This window comes from Euzebya pacifica, from assembly GCF_003344865.1.
Taxonomy (GTDB): Bacteria; Actinomycetota; Nitriliruptoria; order Euzebyales; family Euzebyaceae; genus Euzebya; species Euzebya pacifica.
Genome location: NZ_CP031165.1, coordinates 3924723 through 3946469, shown reverse-complemented (window position 1 = coordinate 3946469; position 21747 = coordinate 3924723). Strand labels below are relative to the sequence as shown.

Here is a 21747-nt window from a genome sequence, read left to right as displayed (position 1 = left end):
GCGGCCCATCGTCAGGCGTTGTCGTAGAAGTGGCTGGCGACGGCTTCGGTTCGTGACCTGATGGTCGCGGCCTGGTCGTCGTCCAGCCGGGACCGCCACGTGTCCACCGTGGCCGAGCTCTGCCGGACCACCGTGCGGAACTCGGCCGGGGCAATGTCCTTGGACGGCGCCCTGACGTTGTCGCGATCCACCGCTCGGGCGACCTCCGGCGTCCAGGCGAGGCCGAGCTGCTCGTACACGGGGGGCAGGGTCTCCAGCGGGTCGGCGGCCATCTCCTCGTGCCGCAGGAACAGCCAGTCGGGGTGGTCCTGCCTGAACCTGTCGGCCATCGTGTAGATGCCGTTGTAGATGGTGATCGCCTGGTCGAAGACGGGAAGGTCCGTCGTCGCCGCCCGCTCCACCTCCTCGGCCACGTCACCCAGCAGGTCCATCAGCTGATCGTCGTCGGCCCAGACGGCGAAGTCGAACCCCCAGCCCAGACGGGTGATGCTGCTCACGTAGGCCTCCGGGCGGCGGACCATGAACACGACCGGCCCACCCGTTGCCGCCTGAACCGCAGGGGACAGCAGGCACGCCGTCGGATCCTTGATCAACACCCGTCGCCGGCGTCGGCCGAGCGCGCGGCCGACCTCGCGGACCCCCATGCCGAACGGCTTCCAGGCCGTGATGTCCCGCCGCCAGCCCGACGGGTTCGGCAGCCGCCCGGCCAGCAACCGATCCAGCGCCGCCCGTTGCACCGGGTCCAGCGTCGTGCCGTACGTGAAATGGGCGCGGGTCGGGATCCGGCTGACCGCCGGGTCCAGCGACGGGCTGAACGGCTCGTGGACGTACGCCACATCGACGGCCAGCGACAGGACGTTGCCCATCCACGTCGTGCCCGACCGGTTCGCGCCGGTCACGAGTATCGGAAGGCCCGCGCCATGCTGTCCCCTCGCCACGCGGGCCGTCTCGGTTCCCGCTCGACTGACGTTCTCATGCGCTGGAGATGGGGTCAACCATCGCACGAGCCGCCCGGCGGACAGCGGCGATGTCGGCGTCCGGCGGTAGCCTGCGAGTCGCCATGGAACTCATCATCATCCTCGCGGTCGTTGCCGTCCTGACCCTCGTGGTCGTCGGTGGCCTTTTCGTCGGGCGGTCCAAGGGCGGCACCGCCACCCTGCCCCCCGAGACGAAGGCTCCGACCCCCTCCTCGACCCCCACTGAGGACGCGATCGATCCGGCGAAGACGCCGGCCATCGAGACGCCCGAGCCCGACGAGGACATCGACCCCTACCCGGGCGGCCCGAACCTGCTCACCGAGGACGAGCCCGACGTGGTCGTCGTCGACGAGCCGATGAGCCTCGTCCAGCGGTTCCGCCAGCAGCTGACCCGCGCCTCGTCGGCGCTGGGCAGCAACCTCCGCGGCATCTTCTCCAGCGGCCTCACCGAAGAGGCGTGGGAGGAGCTGGAGGAGTCCCTCATCGCCGCCGACGTCGGCGTGGACGCCACCCTCGAGCTGGTCGAGGGCCTTCGTGCCCGCGTGAAGGAACAGGGCATCACCGACGGCGCGGGGGCGCTCGCGCTCCTCAAGGAGGTCCTGCGCCTCGAGCTCGGCACCGCCGACCGGACCATGGCCCGCCGTCCCGAGGGCACCACCGTGTGGCTGTTCACCGGCGTCAACGGAACCGGCAAGACCACCTCCATCGGCAAGCTCGCCAAGCGCCACGTCGACGCGGGGGAGAAGGTTGTCCTGGCCGCCGCCGACACCTTCCGTGCTGCCGCGTCCGAACAGCTGGAGATCTGGGGCGAACGCTCCGGCGCCCGCGTCATCCGCCAGGACGAGGGGGCCGACCCGGCCGCCGTCGCCTTCGACGGCTGGAAGGCCGCGACCGCCGCCAACGCCGACCTGCTGATGATCGACACCGCCGGCCGGCTGCAGAACAAGAAGGAGCTGATGGCCGAGCTGACCAAGGTCAAGAAGGTCGTCGTGCGCGAGGCCGAGCACCTCGACGAGGTCCTGCTGGTCATCGACGCCACCACCGGCCAGAACGGCCTGTCGCAGGCCAAGGCGTTCACCGAGGCCGTCGAGGTCACCGGTGTCGTCCTCACCAAGCTCGACGGCACCGCCAAGGGCGGCATCGTCATCGCCATCCAGCGCGCCCTCGGCCTGCCCGTCAAGCTCGTCGGCCTCGGCGAGGGCATCGAGGACCTGGCCGAGTTCGATCCCGACGCGTTCATCGACGCGCTGTTCGCCGAGGTCGTGCAGGATGTCGAGCTCGAGGACTTCGACGCCGAGCTGGCCGAGCTGGTCGCTGACCAGCAGGACGACCAGCAGGGCGACGGCACCGCCTGATCGCGGGAGTCCTTTCCAACCGCGAGGCCGGGATAGAATAGTAGGATAGATTCTATCCTACTATTTTGGACGAACGAGGTCGTCGGATGCGGTTCACGCGAGGGACCTACGTGGCGCAGCAGCGTCCAGCCGATCCTGGCGGCTACGGCGGGCGTGCCAACCGTCGGGCCATGACCTACGAGGCCTTCGTCCCGACACCGGTTGCCGACATCGACATCGTCCTCGCCGGGCATGCCGCCAGTGACGTCGCCGACGCGGAAGCCGCGCTCGCGCGGATGGATCAGGCCGGTGCCGGAACGGCCGGCCTGGAGACGCTCGGGCGCAGCCTGCTGCGATCCGAAGCAGTCGCGTCGTCATGGATCGAGGCGTTGCGGGTCTCCCACCGGCGGCTGGCCGAAGCCGAGCGTGGCGCGCCCGGCCAGTCCTACGACGAGGCCCGCCGGGTCCTTGGCAACGTCCACGCCCTGGCGGCCGCGGTGGAGATCGGAGCGGCCAGCACGCCCTTCGAGGTCACCGACATCCAGTCGATGCACGGGATGCTGATGGCCACGTCGAGCGTTCGGGAGGATCGGGAACGGGCCGGGACGTTCCGGACCGAGCCGGTCTTCATCGGTGGAACGACCCCGAAGGATGCGGAGTACGTCGGTCCACCGGCGGCCCGGGTCAACGACCTGGTTGCTGACCTCGTGGACTTCGTCAACACGCGGCAGGACCTGTCGCCGACGGTTGTCGCCGCGGTGGCCCATGCGCAGTTCGAGTCCATCCATCCGTTCCACGACGGCAACGGTCGGGTCGGCCGATGCCTGGTCCATACCGTCCTGCGCCGCGGCGGGTTCGGACCCGTGATGCCACCGGTGTCCATCGCCATCGCGAACATGGGACGGCGGTACGTTGACGGACTCAACGCCTTCCGCCGCAACGACCTCGACGGCTGGATCTCGACCTTCGCCCCGGCGATCACCCTCGCATGCGAGGCAACGACCGGCCTGGCGCGACGACTGGAGGATCTGCGCCGGCAGTGGGGGAGTACCCTGCGGACGGCCCGGACCACCGCCGGCCGTCGTGCGCCACGATCGGACTCCGCCCTGGTCGCCAGCCTGGACGTCCTCGCCGACCTACCGGCCTTCCATGCCAAGGACCTGGCCGAGCGCCTCGGCGTCACCTGGAGGGCAGCCCAGGACGCCGTGGTCGAGCTGCAGAACGCCGGAATCGTCCGCCAGGTCACCGCGGGCAGGGGCAATCGCCTGTACGAGGCCGCCGAGATCTTCGACCTGCTGGACGCGTTCGAGCACGACCCGGTCCCGTTCCGAACCGGGTGACATCGCGGTCTCCGTGTTCGTGTGTCACCCCTCGGCGGTAGCCTGCCGGTCGATGTTTCCAACAGCCACTGTGCCTCGTCGTCTGGCGGACCCGCTCGCGCCCACCCCGAGCAGGTGCCATGCCCGGCATCGCTGATCTGTCCGCGGACGAGGTCCGCGATGCCCTGCGGCTGCTCAACGCCGAGGACGCCGCCATCGCCAGCGGCAACCGGCGGGTCCTGCGGGACCAGCTGGTCGCGCCCGGCCGCGTGACTGACCTGCTCGACCTGGCGCCCGACGGTGCCGCCGAGGCGTTCCGACACATCGCCGTGGACGGTGCCGCGTCGGTGGAGGACCTGCTGTCGCGCGGCTGGGCCGGTGTGGGCCGGCTGCCCGAACCGCTGGACTGGCTGCAGCGACGCGCCATGATCATCGTCGGCCGCGAGGGACTGGTGCACGCCACCGACGCCGCCCGCGAGGGGTTCTCGACCATGGTCCTCGACCTGCGGGAGGAACCGCCGATCGACGACGCGCCGCTGATGGTCGAGGCCGCCCGCACCGTGCTCGTCGCCCCCAACGAGGGCGCCCTGGACCGGGCGACCGCCGTCCCCGGCGCCGCCCTCCGGGCCGTGTCCGCCACCGTCGCCGTCAGCGACCGCTCGCCCGCCGCCGTCCACGCGGCGCTGGAATCCGCCGGCCTGACGGTCTCCGCCGCCACCGCCGATGCGCCCCAGGCCATGACCCTCGGGCTGCCCGGCACCGAGCAGGAAGCGGTCGGCCCACGCGCCATCCGCCGGCTGCTCGAACAGTCGCTGGAGGAACAGCGGCAGATCAGGCTGGAGTACTTCGCATCCTCTCGCGGGGGCCAGGCCACCGAACGGGTCGTCGACCCGTGGACGTTCACCGACGACCTGCTCCGGGGCTACTGCCACCTGCGGGAGGGGGAGCGGACGTTCGCCGTCGACCGGATCGGCCGGGCACGGCTGCTCAGCACCCACCGCACCCACGACCCGGTGGAGTAGCCGGACCGCCGACGCCCACAGGGGAGGGGAAGAGTCTTGTCCGAGCAGGTGATCAGCACCAGCGGCCTCACCAAGGACTACGGCGACGGCCACGGCGTTTTCGACCTCGACCTGCACGTCACGGCCGGCGAGGTGTTCGGCTACCTGGGACCCAACGGGTCGGGCAAGTCCACCACGATCCGCATGCTGCTGGACCTCGTCCGTCCCACCCGCGGCACCGCCACGGTGCTCGGCCACGACCCACGCCATGGCGACCCCGCCCGCCGCGAGCGGATCGCCTACGTCCCCGGCGAGCTGAACCTCTGGTCGGGCTGGACCGCCCGCGAGATCATCGGCTACCTGGCGGCCGTGCGCGGTGGGGTCGAGGACGCTCGGATCGCCGATGTGGCCGACCGGCTGGACCTCGATCTCGACCGGGAGGTCGGCAACCTGTCCAAGGGCAACAAGCAGAAGGTCGGGCTGGTCGCGGCGTTCGCCCCACGGGTCGAGTTGCTGATCCTCGACGAACCCACCAGCGGGCTGGACCCCCTGCTGCAGGTCGAGTTCCTCCGGCTGGTGCGCGAAGCCGCCGCCGACGGGGCCTCGGTGCTGCTGTCCTCCCACGTCCTCAGTGAGGTCGAACACGTCGCCGACCGGGTCGGCATCATCCGCCGGGGCCGGCTGGTCGACGTGCTCGGCGTCGCCGACCTCAAGGCACAGGCCAGCCGAACCCTCGAGGTGACCTTCGCCCACGACGCGCCCGCGGGCCTCGCCCACCTCGCCGGTGTCACCGAGCTCGTGACCGAGGGACGGGTCGGCCGGTACGACGTTGCTGGTGGCCCCGGCCCCGACGGGCGGTCGGTCATGGACACCTTCGTCAAGGCCCTCGCCGGCCACACCGTCACCGGGCTGCGCGGCGAGGACGCCGACCTCGAAGCCATCTTCCTGCGCTACTACGCCGACGATGGCGGAACCGCCGACCAGGCCGGGGAGGCCCACCCATGACCCCCGTCCTGGGACGGACCCTCGCCCGCGAACGCCGGCCGATCATCGGCTGGGTCGTCGGCGTCGCCCTCATCAGCCTGATCACCGTGGCGTCCTGGCCCACCATCGCCCAGTCCAGCGCCGACTTCGAGGCGTTGATGACCAACATGCCGGCCGCCCTCACGGCGTTCTTCGGCGAGGGGATCGCCAGCTTCTCCGCCGCGGCCGTCGTCGGCTCGCGGCTGTACGGCACGATCGGGATGGGCCTGTTCATCGGCTACGCCGTCTCGCGCGGGGCACGGAGCATCGCCGGGGAGGAGGGCGACGGGACGCTGGAGCTGCTGGTCACCCTCCCCGTCAGCCGAACCGCGGTCGCCGTCGACAAGATCATCGCCATGATGCTGGGGCTGGCCGGCCTGGTCGTGCTCGAGCTGGTGATCCTGGTCGTCGCCATGCCGCTGGCCGACCTGGACTTCGCCATCGGCCATGTCCTGGCCGCCTCGACCGGCCTGTACCTGCTCAGCGCCGTGTTCGGCGGCCTGGCCTTCGCGGTGGGCGCGGCGACGGGCAGCCGGGGCGCGGCCGTCGGCATCGCCGGAGGGCTGGCCGGCGGGTTGTTCCTCCTCACCGGGTTCGCCTCGCTCGTCGACTGGCTCGAGCCGCTGTCGGCCGTCAGCCCCTTCTCGGCCTACGACGGCACCGTCGTCCTGGCCGAGGGGCTCGGCTGGGCCACCCCGATGGTGTTCGCCGTCGTGGCGCTGCTGCTGATGGCCGCGGGGGTCGTGGTGTTCGACCGTCGTGACCTGTCCTGACGGGACCCCCGCGGATGTCGTACCCCGATGCGATGATCGCGCCGTGACCGACGACCGCCCCGAAGACCGTCCCGACCACCCCGACGCCGACGGCCGCCCGTCCCGTGCGCTGCTGGCCCGACGCGTGGTCGGCTTCGACGAGGCGCTGCACAAGCGCATGGCGACCTCGACCGAACGCCTGCCGTTCGGCTCGGTGCGCGTGACCCCGGACCTGCCGCTGGTCTACTCCCTCAGCGGCATGCACATCGACCGTCCCGTCGCGCTGAGCGAGCTACGCGTCGCGGTGGACCGCTGGATGGGCGACCTGCCCAACCAGGGCGTGTGGACGACCCGAGCAGAGGTTGCCTGGTCGCTCGGTGGGGCGATGACCGAGGACGGGTGGACCCTCAGCCGGGTCGTGTTCATGGTCCACGACCGCACGACCGAGCCGACGGTCTCCCCGCTGGGGTTCCGGACCGTCGACGCGGAGGAGTACGCGGTCTTCACCCGGCCCTTCGTGATGGAGGAGGAGTGGGGCAGCCCGCCGGTGGCCGAGCAGATGGTCCGTCGCGACGCCAGGCTGCAGGCCCGCATGGACGCGCGGTTCGTGCTGGCCCCCGACGACGACGCGGGCTGTCACGTGTACCGCCACGGCACGACCGCCCAGATCGAGGCGGTCGGGGTGCTGACCGAGTCACGTGGTCGGGGCCTCGGCGCCGGGCTGATGGCCGCGGCGATGCGCGAGTGCGCCGACGCCGAGACCGTGTTCCTCATCGCCGACGCCGATGACTGGCCCAAGGACTGGTACGCCCGCCTCGGCTTCGGGAAGGTGGCCACCGGCTGGGAGTGGAACCGCAAGCGCGACACCGAGGACGCCACGGCCGAGGGCTGACCGGGCTGCCTCGATTCGAGGTTTCAGGGGCGGGGGCCGCCCTCGACCGGGCCGAGCAGGGTGGCGTGCTTCACCTTGAACCGGTGGATCGCCCCGAGCCGTTGCAGCGCCGGCCCAGCCGGTTCGACCTCGCCGTCGTCGTGCACGGCCCGTAGGCTCCAGCCGGGCAGGACGATCGTCTCGCCCTCGTGGAGGACCAACCGCAGTGCAGGCGTGCTGCCGGACTGCTGCAGGACCACCCCCTTCAGCGCCGCGTAGGGCAGGTCGGTCATCCCCGACAACCGGCGGACGTGCAGCCCTTCCTCGTCAACCGTCACCGACGTGACCACCCACCGGATCCCCACGCGGAGCAGCAGGACCCCGACCAGCAGGCCGACACCGGTCCACACCATGCCGAACGGCGACGTCAACGGGGTGATCTGGTTGCCGCCCAGCGCCGCCAGCCGCCGGGACAGCCCGATCCCGGCCACGACAACGGTCACTGCCCCGACCAGCAGCAGGCCGATCGACAGCACCCGGGGGATGATCAGACGCGTCACAGCGGCCCACGGTAGACCGCTACACTCGTCGATCCCATGTTCAACGCACTCCAGGAACGCCTCGATGCCGTCTTCGACCGGTTCCGGGGCTCCAAGACCCTGACCGAGGAGCAGGTCGGCGAAGGCCTGCGCGAGATCCGCCTTGCCCTCCTCGAGGCCGACGTCAACTTCAAGGTCGTCAAGACCTTCGTCGGTCGTATCCGCGAACGCTCGATCGGCGCGGAGGTCTCGGAGGCGCTGAACCCGGGGCAGCAGATCATCAAGATCGTCAACGAGGAGCTCGTGACGATCCTGGGTGAGCAGTCGGCTCCCCTCGACCTCGGCTCGGCGTCGCCGGCCGTGATCATGATGGCGGGCCTGCAGGGCGCCGGAAAGACCACCGCGTCGGGCAAGCTGGCCAAGCTGCTGAAGTCCAAGGGCCGCCAGCCACTCCTCGTCGCCTGCGACCTGCAGCGTCCTGCCGCCGTCAAGCAGCTGAAGGTGCTGGGCGAGCGCATCGACGTGCCGGTGTACGCGCCCAAGCTCGAGGGCGACCCCGTCGAGGTGGCCCAGAACGCCATCGCCGAGGCCAAGCGCCTCAACTGCGGCGTGGTCATCGTCGACACGGCGGGTCGGACCAACGTCGACGAGGAGATGATGCAGCAGGCGGCCGACATCAAGGCCGCGGTCAACCCCGTCGAGACCCTCTTCGTCATCGACGCCATGATCGGCCAGGAGGCCGTCAACGTCGCCAAGGCCTTCCAGGAGGCCGTCGACTTCACCGGTGTCATCCTGTCCAAGCTCGACGGTGACGCCCGCGGTGGTGCCGCGCTGTCGGTGGCCGAGGTCACGGGACGGCCCATCAAGTTCGCCTCGGTGGGGGAGAAGCTCGACGAGTTCGAGGCCTTCCACCCCGACCGCATGGCCGGCCGCATCCTCGGCATGGGTGACGTCCTGACCCTCATCGAGAAGGCCGAGGAGGTCTACGAGGAGGGGCAGCGCGAGGAGCAGGCCGAGAAGCTGATGAAGGGTGAGTTCACCCTCGAGGACTTCCTCAACCAGCTGCAGTCGGTCAAGCAGATGGGCCCCATCGGCAAGCTGCTGGAGATGATCCCCGGCATGGGCAAGGCCATGAAGGACGCCCAGGCCGAGGTCGACGAGGACGACCTGAAGCGCATCGAGGCCATCATCCAGTCGATGACCCTCGAGGAACGACGCAACCCCAAGATCCTCAACGGCAAGCGCAAGAAGCGCGTCGCCAAGGGCTGTGGCCGCTCGTCCCAGGAGATCAACGAGCTGCTGCGCTCCTACGAGGAGATGCGCAAGATGATGAAGAACCTCGGGCCGATGCTCGGGGGCATGGGGATGGGCGGCGGCGGAGGCGGCGGCATGCTCGGCCAGGCCAAGGCCGCCCGCCAGCTGCAGAAGGCCATGGCCGGCGGCGGCGAGGGTGACCTCATGGAGCAGCTCGCCGCGATGAACGCCGGTGACCCGATGTCGGGCATGCCCGGCATGGGCGGCCCCAGCGGCGGGGGTGGCGGACCGCGCCGTAACAAGAAGGTCCCGAAGCGCAAGAAGAAGAAGCGCTAGTCCACCGGCGCCCCTCCAGCAAGTAATGGGGATCTTTTACTGAATGGCGTTCAAGGTTGAACGCAGAGTAGTCGATCCATACGTGGAGTCACTCTACGGATGGAACCCACGTGCTCGCTCGTTCTCGGCGCACTCCTGTGCTTCTCCTGCTCGCGGCCATGCTCGCGGCGCTCCTCCAGATACCCCCGTCACCTGCTGGTGAGCTGGTATCGGTCATCGTGCGCAGCACGGACTCGGCGGCTGCCGCTGGCGCCGCCGTGCTCGACGCCGGCGGGCAGGTCGTCCGAACGCTTGACGTGGTCGACGCCGTCGCCGCGCAGGTCCCGATCCATGCGCTGGACACCCTCGACGACGACCACACCGTCACCCGCGACCACCGGCTCGCCATGCACGGTCGCCACAACAGCGGTGACGAGACCTACACGGTCCGTACCGCCATCGACGTCACCGGCGCCGACAGGTACTGGGCGCGCGGCGCCACCGGTGAGGGGGTCGGCGTTGCGCTGATCGACACCGGTGTCGCACCCGTCCAGGGGCTCGACGGCCAGGTGATCCACGGCCCGGACCTCTCCTTCGAGGCCAGCGCCACCAGCCTGCGCTCCCTCGACACCTTCGGGCACGGCACGCACATGGCCGGCCTCATCGCCGGCCGCGACCCCGGTGCGTCCCCCGAGAGCTTCGCCAGCCGGCCGGACGACTTCCTCGGCATGGCTCCCGACGCCCACGTCATCAGCCTGAAGGTCGCTGACTCCCGCGGCGCGACCGATGTGTCGCAGGTCATCGCCGCGATCGACTGGGTCATCACCCATCGTGACGACCCCGGCCTCAACATCCGTGTGCTGAACCTCTCCTTCGGCACCTACCCCGACCAGGGCTACGAGACCGATCCGCTGGCCCATGCTGCGGAGGCCGCCTGGGACCACGGCATCGTCGTGGTCGCCGCTGCCGGCAACGACGGCGACGAGCGCGTCGGCCTGACCTCGCCGGCCTACAGCCCGAGGGTCATCGCCGTCGGCGCGGTCGACACCCACGGCAGCACCCGGTACTCACACTGGAACCCCCTGTCGTTCTCCGCCCGCGGTGACGGACATCGCAACCCCGACATCCTCGCACCGGGCTCGTCGCTTGCCAGCCTCCGGGTGCCCGGCTCCTTCCTCGACCAGGCGTACGGCGACACCGCCGTCGTCGACGGACGCTTCTTCAAGGGGTCCGGCACCTCGCAGGCCGCCGCGCTCGTCTCGGGTGCTGCCGCGCTGGTCGTCAGCGCGAACCCGTCGTGGACCCCCGACATGGTCAAGGACGCGCTGCTCGAGGAGGCCAACGGGCTTCGGCCCGGTGCCGGGTTCACCCGGATCACCGGCAAGGACGCCCTGCGCATGCACCAGATGCACGGGGTCACCCCGAACGCATCCGTGCAGCGCGACGTCCCCGCGACCGGTGGCGGCAGCCTCGACGCCTCCCGCGGCGATGCGGTCCTGGAGTCCCCCAGCGGGGTGCGGTTGTCCGGAGAGGTCGACATCTTCGGTGCACCCGTGGACACCGCAGCGCTGGCCCAGGCCCTCGAGACCGGCGGCTCCTGGGTCGGCGGCACATGGAACGGCAACCAGTGGTCGGGCAACCAGTGGTCGGGCAACCAGTGGTCCGGCAACCAGTGGTCCGGAACCGACTGGGCCGGCAACCAGTGGTCGGGCAACCAGTGGTCGGGCAACCAGTGGTCCGGGAACCAGTGGTCGGGCAACCAGTGGTCCGGCAACCAGTGGTCCGGCAACCAGTGGTCCAACGCGACCTGGAGTGCCACGACGTGGCGGTGAACCACCGCACCCACCGCACCCGCCGCACCGCCACCGCCGCACCACACCCCAGGAGCACCACGATGATCCAGTATCCCGCACGCCCGAACCGCCTCCTCAGCGCCGCCCTCGCAGTGACGATGGCCCTGTTCCTCACCGTGTCCGCCACCGGGGCCTCCGCTGGAGGGCGTGGCAACCACACCGCCACCGTCGCAACGAACGGACCGCTCACCCTCGCGCAGGTCGCCGAGGCCATCGGGGCCGACGACCTGCACGACCGCGGCCTCACCGGTGCCGGGGTCGGCGTCGCCCTGATCGACACCGGCGTGGTCCCCGTCCCGGGTCTCGACGGCCCGGGCAAGGTCATCAACGGCCCCGACCTGTCCTTCGAGTCCCAGATCGCGGCGCTGCGCTACCTCGACACCTACGGCCACGGCACCCACATCGCGGGGATCATCGCCGGCACCGGGATCGACGACTCCTCCCGCGGTTTGGCCTCCGGGGCGCACCTGGTCAACGTCAAGATCGCCGGTCACGACGGCGCCGTCGACGTGACCCAGGCCATCGCCGCCATCGATTGGACCGTGGCCCACGCCGACGAGCTCGGCATCAGGATCATCAACCTCTCCTACGGCACCACGGGGGTGCAGCCCGTCGAGGTCGACCCGCTCGCCGCCGCCGTCGGCCGGGCCTGGGACGCCGGCATCGTCGTCGTCGTCGCCGCCGGCAACGAAGGGTTCGGCAGCGCATCGCTGAACGCCCCGGCCACCCACCCACGGGTCATCGCCGCTGGTGCCGCGGACCTGCGGGACACCTCCACCATCGACGACGACATCGTGGCGCTGTTCTCCAGCACCGGCGACCGTACGCGCCACCCGGACATCGTCGCACCGGGCACCTCCATCACCAGCCTGCGCAACCCGGGCTCGACCATCGACACCGAGCACGCGTCCGCCCGTGTCGGCGACGCCCTCTTCCTGGGCTCGGGGTCCTCCCAGGCGGCCGCGGTCGTCTCCGGCGCGATCGCGCTGCTGATCGAGGACAACCCGCAGCTGCAGCCCGAGCAGGTCAACCAGCTGCTCCGCACGACGAGCGCCAACCTCCTGCACGCCGACCGGCGCAGCAGGGGCCAGGGCATGCTCGACATCAGCCGGGCCGCGGCCCGTGACGTGTCCGACGGGGCACGGGAAGCGTTCACCCACCTGGGGACGGGCAGCCTGGAGGCGAGCCGCAACGGCGAGCACGTGGCCCACGACGAGGTCGAGCTCGACACCGAGGTCGACATCCACGGCGTCTCGTGGGTCGGCACGAACCATGCATGGGACGGTGGCGTCTACCGCGGCGTGCGGTGGACCGGCGACTGCTTCTGCACCGACTCCTTCGCCGGACCGGCATGGAGCCCGGCGGTGTGGTCGACCAGCTTCACCGGGCAGGAGTGGGGTTCCGCCGACGAGTTCAGCGGACGCTCGTGGTCGGGGCGGTCGTGGTCGGGTCGTTCCTGGTCTGGACGGTCGTGGTCAGGGCGGTCGTGGTCGGGACGGTCCTGGAGCGGCCGCAGCTGGTCGACCGGGGCCTGGAGGTAGTCACACCGAAGGAGAGGCGCCCGTGTCAGGTGGGCAGGACACCTGCCGATCAGGAGGACAACGCCCCTGACACGGGCCGGAAGCCGTATGTCGCTGGACCAGGAGGAGTCGGACGGTGAACCGCAGGGCTGCTGTACGCGTGTGGGGGCTCATCGGCCTCCTCGCCGTCGGCGCGCTCGTCCTGTTCATGGGTCCGGTCCGCTCGTTGCCGTTCGCCACCCCACCGGTGGAGCTGCCCTGGTGGGGGTTCGCGATCGGCTTCGCGGCGACCGAGTACTTCGTCATCCACCTCCACCTGCGGCGCGACGCCCACTCCCTGTCGCTGTCGGAGCTCCCCCTCCTGCTCGGCTACGGGTTCCTGGCCGCCCCAACACTGCTGCTGGCCAGGCTGCTGGGTGCCGCGTTCACGCTGGTCGTGTTGCGCCGCCAGGTGTCCGCGAAGCTGGCGTTCAACCTTTCGCTGTTCGCCCTCGAAGCCGTCGTCGGCCTGATCATCTTCCGCAGCATCCTGGGCGCCCACCCCCCGACGGACTCCCGGGCCTGGATCGCGGCCGGCGCGGCGACCCTGGCGACCGACGTCCTCGGCAGCGTCGCCATCTCCGCGGCCATCTGGTCGACCGAAGGGCGGGTGCAGCTCGGCATGTTGCGGGAGGTCGGTGTCATCGGCACCTTCCTGGCGCTGTGCAACGCCGCGGTGGGTGTCCTCGTGCTGTCGGTCCTGTGGACCTCCACGGAGGCGATCGTGCCGCTCGTGGCCGTCGCGGCGTTCATGTACATCGGCTACCGCGCCCACCTGATGCTGCGACAGCGTCATGCCAACCTGCAGATGCTGTACCGGTTCACCAGCGCCACCGCCCGGTCCGGAGACACCCGGGAAGCCGCGGCCGCGATGCTGGCGGAGGTCTGCGAGCTGCTGCGCTGCGAGGCGGCCGAGTTCGCGCTGGTCCAGCCCGACGGCCAGGTGGTGCTCCGCCTGCGCCTCCAGGACGACCGGCTCCTCGTGGACGACGACCTGCCGGCCGTCGACGTTGCGGAGATCCAGTGGTGCCTGTCCCAGACCGCCGGTGGGGCCGTCCGCTTCTCGGGCAGCTCGTTGCCCCCACCAGTTCGGGCACACATGGAGGGGCTGACCCTCAAGGACGTCATGCTGGCACCCATCGCCCTGGAGCTGGCCGAGTACCACGTCGGGATCGTGGTCGCGGCGAACCGGACGAGCGAGGTCAGCACGTTCGATGACGAGGATGTCGAGCTGTTCGAGGCCCTCGCCCGACACGCGGGCGTGGCGCTGGAGAACGGCCGACTCGTGGAACGCCTCCAGAGCGAGGCTGCCGAGAAGGCCCATCAGGCCAACCACGACAGCCTGACCGGCCTGCCCAACCGCAAGCTGTTCCAGGTCGAGCTCACCGCCGCGTGCCAGACGTCGCTGGACGACGGCACCGGCTTCGCCGTGCTGCTGCTGGACCTCGACAACTTCAAGGACGTCAACGACACCCTCGGCCATGCCACCGGTGACCTGCTGCTCCAGGAGGTCGCGCTGCGGCTCTCCGCGTCACTTCGGCCCGGCGACAGCGTGGCCCGGCTGGGCGGCGACGAGTTCGCGGTGCTGGTCCGAGACGTGGCACCCGATGCGGCGATGGTGGTCGCCGACCGGCTGATCCAGAAGCTCAACAGGCCGTGCGCCCTGGACGGCATCGCCGTCGACGTCCGGGCCAGCCTCGGCGTGGCGACCTGCCCCCAGCACGCCGGGGACCCCGACGAGCTGCTCCAGCGCGCCGACGTGGCGATGTACGCGGCCAAGCACGACGGCAGGGGACCGGTCATGTACGCCCCGGAGCTGGACGTCCACACCCACAGACGGCTGGCCCTCGCCGCCGAGCTGCGGACCGCGATCAGGGAACGGCGAATCGGCGTCGCCTACCAGCCCAAGGTGCGGTTGTCCGACGACGTCGTGGTCGGCGCCGAGGCGCTGGCCCGTTGGAACCACCCCGAGATGGGACAGATCGGCCCCGACGAGTTCATCCCCATCGCGGAGGAGACCGGCCTGATCCGTGAGCTGACGACCCATGTGCTGCACCGCGCCATCGAGGACGCGCAGGTCTGGCATGCCCGGGGTCACCTCATCAGCGTCGCCGTCAACATCTCCGCCCGCAGCGTGATCGACCAGGACTTCCCGGCGCACCTGACCGACCTGCTGCGGACCACCGGCATCGCCCCGCACCTGCTGACCCTCGAGGTCACCGAGTCCAGCATGATGACCGACCGCGAGCAGGCCGTCGCCAACCTGACGGCCATCGCGGCGCTCGGCGTGGAGCTGTCCATCGACGACTTCGGGACCGGGTTCTCGTCCATGGCGTACCTCAAGCGGCTGCCGCTGGACGAGATCAAGATCGATCAGGGCTTCATCCGGACCATGCTCGTGGACGAGAGCGACGCGGTGATCGTGCGCAGCATCCTCGACCTCGCCCACAACCTCGGGATGTCGACCGTCGCCGAAGGGGTCGAGGACACCGCGACCAGCGACGCGCTGCTGGCGCTCGGCTGTGGGGTCGCCCAGGGCTATCTGTGGTCCCGACCGGTGTCGGCCTCGGCGCTGCTGCAGCTGCTGGTCCACGAGGACCGGTCCGTCGTGCCGGTCAGCGCGGCTCGGCCCGTCGCCATCTGACCCGGCCCTGCGGGTCAGCCCAGCCCGGCTCGAGCAGGCGGTCCTCGTCGAACCGAGGAGGCTGGCGAACTCGCGCACGACGGTTGCCCGTTCGTGCAACGGGGCAGTGTTACTGAACGTCAGAAAGCCGACACAGTTCGTACTCAAGTTCAGATGAACTAGTGCCGACGGACTGAGTAACGTTCAGTAACCGTTCGGAGCAGTCCGTGTCCTGGTCAGTGCGTGTCCGAGCATCCGCGGCCGCGATCCTTGGGGTCGTGGTCGCCGCCGTGCTCGTGCAGCCGGCCATGGCGGATGCCGACATGGTGTCGGTGATCGTCCGCAGCGAGCAGTCCACCGCCCACGCGGCAGCCGCTGTCCGTGACGCGGGCGGGGACGTCGAGCTGACGCTCGAGGTCATCGACGGCGTGGCCGCCGAGGTGCCCGCCGACCGGGTGGCCGACCTGCGTGCCGCCGACCTGACCATCACCCCCGACGAGCGGATCCAACCGCTCGCCGACTCGCGGGTCGACGCCACCCAGCCCGTGACCGTCCGAACGGTCGTCGACGTCACCGGCGCCGAGGACTACTGGGCCTCCGGTGCGACGGGCGCCGGGGTGGGCGTGGCGTTGATCGACACCGGCGTCGCCCCGGTGCAGGGCCTCGACGCCGGCCAGGTCCGGCACGGTCCCGACCTGTCCTTCGAGGCCAACGCCCCCGAGCTGCGGCACCTCGACACCTACGGCCACGGGACCCACATGGCCGGGCTGATCGTCGGACGCGATGCCGACGCCCATCCGACGCGCCCCGATGCCGGCGGCTTCCTCGGCATGGCGCCGGACGCCCACCTGATCAGCCTCAAGGTCGCCGACGCGCATGGCGTCACCGACGTCTCGCAGGTCATCGCGGCCATCGACTGGGTCGTCACCCATCACGACGACCCCGGCCTGAACATCCGCGTCCTCAACCTGTCCTACGGCACCTACTCGCGCCAGCGCTACACCACCGACCCGCTGTCCCACGCCGCCGAGGCCGCATGGGACGCCGGCATCGTCGTCGTGGCCGCGGCCGGCAACGACGGCGACACCGTCAGGGGACTGACCACTCCCGCCATCGACCCGCGGATCCTCGCGGTTGGTGCCGTCGACACCAACGACTCCTCCCTCGACTGGCGTTGGCGTCCGCTGTCGTTCTCCGCACGGGGTGACGGCAGCCGCAACCCCGACCTGCTGGCCCCCGGTGCGTCCGTGGCCAGCCTGCGGGTCCCCGGCTCGCAGCTGGACCTGCTGTACGGCGACACCGCGACGGTCGACGAACGGTTCTTCAAGGGCAGCGGCACCTCCCAGTCCGCTGCGATCGTGTCCGGGGCCGCCGCCCTCGTCGTCGGTGCCAACCCGCGCTGGACCCCTGACATGGTCAAGGCGGCTTTGCTGGCCAACGGCGACCGGTTGGGGCGCGAGTTCACCCCCGAGACGGGCCAGCTGGCCCTCCGGCTGGACACGATGGCCGGTGCCACCCCGCCCAACCGCATCCCCACCCACCGGCCCTCCGCAGGTGGCGGCGACCTCGACGCCACCCGCGGCGACGCCGTGCTGGCCACCGCCGACGGCGTCGAGCTGACCGGCAACCGCGACATCTTCGGCCAGCCCCTGGACACCGCTGCCCTGGCCAAGGGCCTGGCCAACGGCGGCACCTGGGTCGACGGCGCCTGGAACGGCAACCAGTGGACCGGCCACGGCTGGGACGGGCTCCGCTGGATCGGACTGGCGTGGACCGGCACCGACTGGGCCGGCCACCAGTGGTCGGGGCATCAGTGGTCGGGGCATCAGTGGTCGGGGCACCAGTGGTCCGGCGGAGAGTGGGCGGGTCACCAGTGGTCGGGCCACCAGTGGTCGGGGCACCAGTGGTCGAACGCGACATGGAGCTCCGCCTCGTGGCGATGAGGACCCGCGGTCAGTCGGGCGCCTGGATCGTCACTGGCGTGCTGACGGCGTTCGCCGTCGCGCTCCTCGTGGCCTCCCCAGTGACGGATCTGCCCATGGCGCAGCCGCGCTTCGTCGGTCCCTGGTGGGCGTTCGCGCTGGCGTTCGCCGCCACCGAACAGTTCGTCATCCACCTGCACCGCCGCCGGGACGCCCACTCGCTGTCATTGTCGGAGCTGCCACTCCTCCTTGGCTACAGCATGCTGGGCCCTGTCGCGCTGGTCGGCGCACGCCTGCTGGGGTCGGCGTTCACGCTGCTGGTGGTCAAGCGCCAGGGTCCCACGAAGCTCGCCTTCAACATGGCGCTGTTCGCCTCGGAGGTCCTGCTCGGCCTGCTGATCTTCCGAGCCGTGCTGGACGGTCAGGCCCCGCTGGGCGTGCGGGCCTGGGTCGCCGCCCTGCTGTCGATCCTCGCCACGAACCTGCTGGGCACGCTGGCGGTGTCCGCCGTGATCTGGCTGACCGAGGGGCGGGTGCAGCTCGCCATGCTGCGCGAGGTCGTCACCATCGGGACGGTCCTGGCCGTCGGCAACGCCGCTGCCGGGGCTTTCGTCATCGGCGTGACCTGGACCGCACCCGAGGCGCTGCTGCCACTCGTGGCCGTCGCGGTCTTCCTCTACATCGGCTATCAGGCCTATCTCTCGCTCCGCGAGCGCCACGCCAACCTGCAGACGCTCTATCGGTTCACCAGCTCGACCGCTCGATCCGGCGACACCCGCGAGGCCGCCGCCGCGATGCTGGAGGAGGTCTGCCAGCTGCTGCGCTGCGAGATGGCCGAGTTCGTCCTGGTCGCCGAGGACGGTGAGCCCGTCCTGCGCATCCGGCACCAGGACGGTCAGCTGCGTCAGGACGATGACCTGCCGGCACCCCACACCGACGACCTGGCCTGGTGCCTAGCCCGGGTGGCCGACGGGCCCGCGTTGTTCCCGGCCGGCCGGACCGAGGCGCCCCTGACCCGCTACCTCACCGACGTGCCCGTCAAGGACGCGGTCCTGGCGTCCCTCGACCTCGAGCTGGTCCAGCGCCTGCGCGGCGTGATCGTCGCCGCCAACCGGACCAGTGAGATCAGCACCTTCGACGGGACCGATGCCGAGCTGGTCGGGGCCCTCGCCCGTCACGCCGGCGTGGCGCTGGAGAACGGGCAGCTGGTCGAGCGACTGCGTCGGGAAGCCGCCGACAAGGCACACCAGGCCAACCACGACAGCCTGACCCAGCTGCCCAACCGCACGCTGCTGCACCGGGAGCTCGGGCGCGCATGCGACCGGTCGCGCCGCGATGGCAGCCGGTTCGCCGTGCTCTTCCTCGACCTCGACAACTTCAAGCAGGTCAACGACACCCTCGGCCACGCCACCGGCGACCTGCTGCTGCAGGAAGTCGCCGGGCGGCTGCAGGGCCTGCTTCGCCCGGGAGACGTGGTCGGCCGACTCGGCGGGGACGAGTTCGCGCTGCTCGTGGCCGATGTCGACGCCGACGAAGCCCTGGTCATCGCTGACCGAGTCACCGCCGAGCTGCACCAGCCCTGCGTGCTGCACGACATCGCCGTCGACGTCCGCGCCAGCATCGGGGTGGCCATGTGCCCCGATCATGCGACCGACCCCGACGACCTGATGCAGCGCGCCGACGTCACCATGTACGCCGCCAAGAGCGCGGGTGGGCGGCCGCGCCTGTACGACCCCTCGCTCGATGTCTTCACCCACCGCCGGTTGGCGCTCGCGGCGGAGCTGCGGACCGCCCTGCACCGCGGTGACCTCGAGGTCCGCTACCAGCCACGACTGCGACTGGCCGACCGCAAGGTGCTCGGCGTCGAGGCGCTCGCGCGGTGGGCCCACCCCGAGCTCGGTCCCGTCCCTCCGCAGGAGTTCATCCCGATCGCGGAGGAGGCCGGCCTGATCGACGAGCTGACCCGCATCGTCCTCGAGCGGGCCATCGCCGATGCCATCCGATGGCACCGTGACGGGCAACAGATCGAGCTGTCGGTCAACATCTCCGCCCGCAGCGTCATGGATCCGGCGTTCCCGGCCCACGTGACCGAGGTGCTGCGCCGAACGGCGTTCCCGGCCGACATGCTGACCCTCGAGGTCACCGAGTCCAGCATGCTGACCGACCCGGTCAGGGCGGTGGCCACGCTCGAGGCGCTGGCCCGGATGGGGGTACGCCTCGCGATCGACGACTTCGGTACCGGGTTCTCCTCCATGGCCTACCTCAAGCGGCTTCCGCTGCACGAGATCAAGGTCGACCAGGGCTTCGTCCGGCACATGCTGACCGACGACAACGACCGCGTCATCGTGCAGAGCATCGTCGACCTCGCCCACAACCTGGGCATGTCCTGCGTCGCCGAGGGCGTGGAGGACGACGAGACGGTGCTGGCCCTGATGGCGCTCGGCTGCGAGGAGGCCCAGGGCTACCTGTGGTCGGACCCGCTGCCCGCCGACGAGCTGTTCACCTGGTTGTCGACGTCAGCGCCCCGTGCGCCCGAGGTCGAGCTGCAGGTCCTGACCGACGGCCACTCCGGACAGGACCGCCGCTGGGCTGCCCGCCATGCCGGTACTCAGCGCGCAGTCTGGACTCGCTAGCGCTGGCAGGCTGGCGGCTCAGGCCCAACCCCATTCGTGGAGGCGGTCGTCGTCGATGCCGAAGTGGTGGGCGATCTCGTGCACGACGGTGATCGCGACCTCCTCCACCAGCTCCTCCTGGGTTTCGCACATCGCGCACAACGGCAGCCGGTAGATGCTGATCCGGTCGGGGAGGACGCCGGCGTAGAAGTCACGTTCGGTCAGCGGGATGCCCTCGTAGAGGCCCAGGAGGTCGGGCTCGTCGGGATGTTCGTCCTCGGTGACGATGACCACGTTGTCCAGCATGTCGAGCAGGCCCTGTGGCACCCGCTCCAGGCCGTCGTCGACCAGCCGGTCGAACGTCTCGCGGTCAACGGCATCCACGACGACGCTCTCGGTCGGCGGATGCTTGACAGCACTCTGCGTGTGTATAACTTGCCAAGAGTAGTCTCCCGAGGAGAGTCCGATGACGGTTGCACACGACGATCGCACGGAAACGGACGCCCGCCGCGACACCGTGACCGTCGACGGTACCGACACCGTGGCCGACGCCGCTGCCGATACCGGCCAGCACCAGAGCGAGGTCCCGAGCCGGGCCCGCAGCGCACGCGCCCGACACATCGCCCTCAAGAGCCACCGCGCACTGCTCGAGAGCCTGCTGGCCCTGCCTCCGACGCGGACCATCGACCTGGCCGACACCGAACGGCGCACCGCCTGACCCCTCGCCTGCGGCGAGTCGAGGATGTCTCGGCGGCGACGCTAGTCTGCGCCGGGTGTCTGACGCCCTCTTCCTGCTCGCCGGCCTCGCCGTCCTGACGTTCTCGGCCGATCGGTTCGTCGAAGGGGCTGCCGGGGTCTCGACCCTCCTCAACGTGCCCATCGTCGTGGTGGGTGCGGTCGTCATCGGGTTCGGGACCAGCGCCCCCGAGCTGCTCGTCTCGGCCCTTGCCAGCATCGACGGCCGCCAGGACATCGCGATCGGCAACATCGTCGGGTCCAACATGGCGAACCTCACCCTGGTCGCCGGCGCCGCTGCGGCCTTCGCGACCCTGCCGATCACGCTGCGCATCTGGCAGCGGGAGATCCGGTTGATGCTGTTCGCCGTCGGCCTGCTCGCACTGGTCAGCTTCGACCTGCGCATCCAGAACTTCGAGGCCGTCGGGCTGCTGGTCGCCGCGGTCGTCTGTATCGGCCTGATCACCTGGTGGGCCATCGAGGATCGCCGTGCGGGACGAGACGACCTGTCCGACGAGGTCGCCAGCTACGTCCAGGACCTGACCATGCGACGCGCCTGGACGCTGACGGGGCTGGGCCTGCTCGGCACGCTGGGCGGCGCCCAGATGCTGGTCACCGGTGCCGCGGGCCTGGCCACGACACTCGGCGTCCCGGAGGCCGTCATCGGCCTGACCATCGTCGCGGTCGGCACGTCGTTGCCCGAGCTGGTCACCGCCGTCGCCGCGGCCCGTCGGAACGAACGCGACCTCATCGTCGGCAACGTCGTCGGCTCCAACATCTTCAACTCCCTGCCCGTCGCAGGTATCGCCGGGTTGCTCGACACGACTCCCCTCGACGGCCAGCTGTCCCTCAGCCTGGGCCTGATGATCGGCGTGTGCATCCTGTTCGCGATCTTCGCCCGACGCGGCTTCCAGATCGAACGCACCGAGGGCCTGGTGTTGCTGGGCGCCTTCGTCGCGGCCACCGTCCTGACGTTCTGATACGCTGTTCGGACGCCACGTGCGGGCGTGATCCGTCTCCACACCAGAGTGATCCCCACGCACGAGCCGTGTTTCCGA

Annotated in this window: 17 protein-coding genes; 14 read left to right on the top strand and 3 right to left on the bottom strand. The window is 70.5% G+C overall.

Annotation, left to right across the window (positions count from 1 at the left end):
- Positions 1 to 11 precede the first annotated feature (11 nt).
- Positions 12 to 899 carry a sulfotransferase gene (locus tag DVS28_RS16925; protein WP_114592508.1) on the bottom strand — a complete coding sequence of 296 codons (888 nt, stop codon included), beginning with the start codon at positions 897 to 899 and terminating at the stop codon, positions 12 to 14.
- Positions 900 to 1060: 161 nt separating this feature from the next.
- On the opposite strand from DVS28_RS16925, the gene ftsY reads away from it, so the two are divergent.
- The 6 genes from ftsY (at position 1061) to DVS28_RS16895 (ending at position 7298) form a co-directional block, all read left to right on the top strand.
- Entirely contained in the window at positions 1061 to 2332 is a 1272-nt protein-coding gene (gene ftsY, locus DVS28_RS16920; protein WP_114592507.1) for a signal recognition particle-docking protein FtsY, read from the top strand.
- Positions 2333 to 2418: 86 nt separating this feature from the next.
- On the top strand, positions 2419 to 3651 hold the full coding sequence (locus DVS28_RS16915; RefSeq protein ID WP_114592506.1) for a Fic family protein: 1233 nt from the start codon (positions 2419 to 2421) through the stop codon (positions 3649 to 3651).
- 119 nt (positions 3652 to 3770) lie between these two features.
- Complete coding sequence (locus DVS28_RS16910) at positions 3771 to 4652, top strand: WYL domain-containing protein (RefSeq protein ID WP_114592505.1); 882 nt, start codon at positions 3771 to 3773, stop codon at positions 4650 to 4652.
- 36 nt (positions 4653 to 4688) lie between these two features.
- Positions 4689 to 5636: an ABC transporter ATP-binding protein gene (locus DVS28_RS16905; RefSeq protein ID WP_216826102.1), complete on the top strand. Its 948-nt coding sequence runs from the start codon at positions 4689 to 4691 to the stop codon at positions 5634 to 5636.
- Complete coding sequence (locus DVS28_RS16900) at positions 5633 to 6427, top strand: ABC transporter permease subunit (RefSeq protein ID WP_114592504.1); 795 nt, start codon at positions 5633 to 5635, stop codon at positions 6425 to 6427. The genes DVS28_RS16905 and DVS28_RS16900 overlap by 4 nt, the downstream gene beginning before the upstream one ends.
- Positions 6428 to 6470: 43 nt before the next feature.
- Positions 6471 to 7298, top strand: coding sequence for a GNAT family N-acetyltransferase (locus DVS28_RS16895; protein WP_114592503.1), 828 nt, complete (start codon positions 6471 to 6473; stop codon positions 7296 to 7298).
- Positions 7299 to 7321: 23 nt separating this feature from the next.
- Here the strand turns inward: DVS28_RS16895 and DVS28_RS16890 are convergent, their stop codons facing one another.
- On the bottom strand, positions 7322 to 7837 hold the full coding sequence (locus tag DVS28_RS16890; protein WP_114592502.1) for a PH domain-containing protein: 516 nt from the start codon (positions 7835 to 7837) through the stop codon (positions 7322 to 7324).
- A 36-nt stretch (positions 7838 to 7873) separates the two neighbouring features.
- Here DVS28_RS16890 and ffh point away from each other — a divergent pair, with 36 nt between their 5' ends.
- From ffh to DVS28_RS16860, 6 genes are all read left to right on the top strand, one after another.
- Positions 7874 to 9406 (top strand): signal recognition particle protein, encoded by a 1533-nt coding sequence (ffh, locus tag DVS28_RS16885; RefSeq protein WP_114592501.1) that lies wholly within the window; start codon positions 7874 to 7876, stop codon positions 9404 to 9406.
- Positions 9407 to 9543: 137 nt separating this feature from the next.
- Positions 9544 to 11217 carry a S8 family serine peptidase gene (locus DVS28_RS16880; protein WP_114592500.1) on the top strand — a complete coding sequence of 558 codons (1674 nt, stop codon included), beginning with the start codon at positions 9544 to 9546 and terminating at the stop codon, positions 11215 to 11217.
- A gap of 62 nt (positions 11218 to 11279) precedes the next feature.
- Positions 11280 to 12779, top strand: coding sequence for a S8 family serine peptidase (locus DVS28_RS16875; protein WP_164710669.1), 1500 nt, complete (start codon positions 11280 to 11282; stop codon positions 12777 to 12779).
- A gap of 115 nt (positions 12780 to 12894) precedes the next feature.
- Positions 12895 to 15441 carry a putative bifunctional diguanylate cyclase/phosphodiesterase gene (locus DVS28_RS16870; protein ID WP_164710668.1) on the top strand — a complete coding sequence of 849 codons (2547 nt, stop codon included), beginning with the start codon at positions 12895 to 12897 and terminating at the stop codon, positions 15439 to 15441.
- 206 nt (positions 15442 to 15647) lie between these two features.
- A complete protein-coding gene (locus tag DVS28_RS16865; RefSeq protein WP_216826101.1) occupies positions 15648 to 17363 on the top strand; it encodes a S8 family serine peptidase in 1716 nt (571 codons plus the stop codon).
- On the top strand, positions 17339 to 19975 hold the full coding sequence (locus DVS28_RS16860; RefSeq protein ID WP_164710666.1) for a putative bifunctional diguanylate cyclase/phosphodiesterase: 2637 nt from the start codon (positions 17339 to 17341) through the stop codon (positions 19973 to 19975). The genes DVS28_RS16865 and DVS28_RS16860 overlap by 25 nt, the downstream gene beginning before the upstream one ends.
- Positions 19976 to 19993: 18 nt before the next feature.
- Here the strand turns inward: DVS28_RS16860 and DVS28_RS16855 are convergent, their stop codons facing one another.
- Positions 19994 to 20338 carry a metallopeptidase family protein gene (locus DVS28_RS16855; RefSeq protein ID WP_216826100.1) on the bottom strand — a complete coding sequence of 115 codons (345 nt, stop codon included), beginning with the start codon at positions 20336 to 20338 and terminating at the stop codon, positions 19994 to 19996.
- Positions 20339 to 20420: 82 nt separating this feature from the next.
- On the opposite strand from DVS28_RS16855, the gene DVS28_RS28515 reads away from it, so the two are divergent.
- Positions 20421 to 20672 carry a hypothetical protein gene (locus DVS28_RS28515; RefSeq protein ID WP_164710665.1) on the top strand — a complete coding sequence of 84 codons (252 nt, stop codon included), beginning with the start codon at positions 20421 to 20423 and terminating at the stop codon, positions 20670 to 20672.
- 55 nt (positions 20673 to 20727) lie between these two features.
- Positions 20728 to 21669: a calcium/sodium antiporter gene (locus DVS28_RS16850; RefSeq protein ID WP_164710664.1), complete on the top strand. Its 942-nt coding sequence runs from the start codon at positions 20728 to 20730 to the stop codon at positions 21667 to 21669.
- Positions 21670 to 21747: the final 78 nt, after the last annotated feature.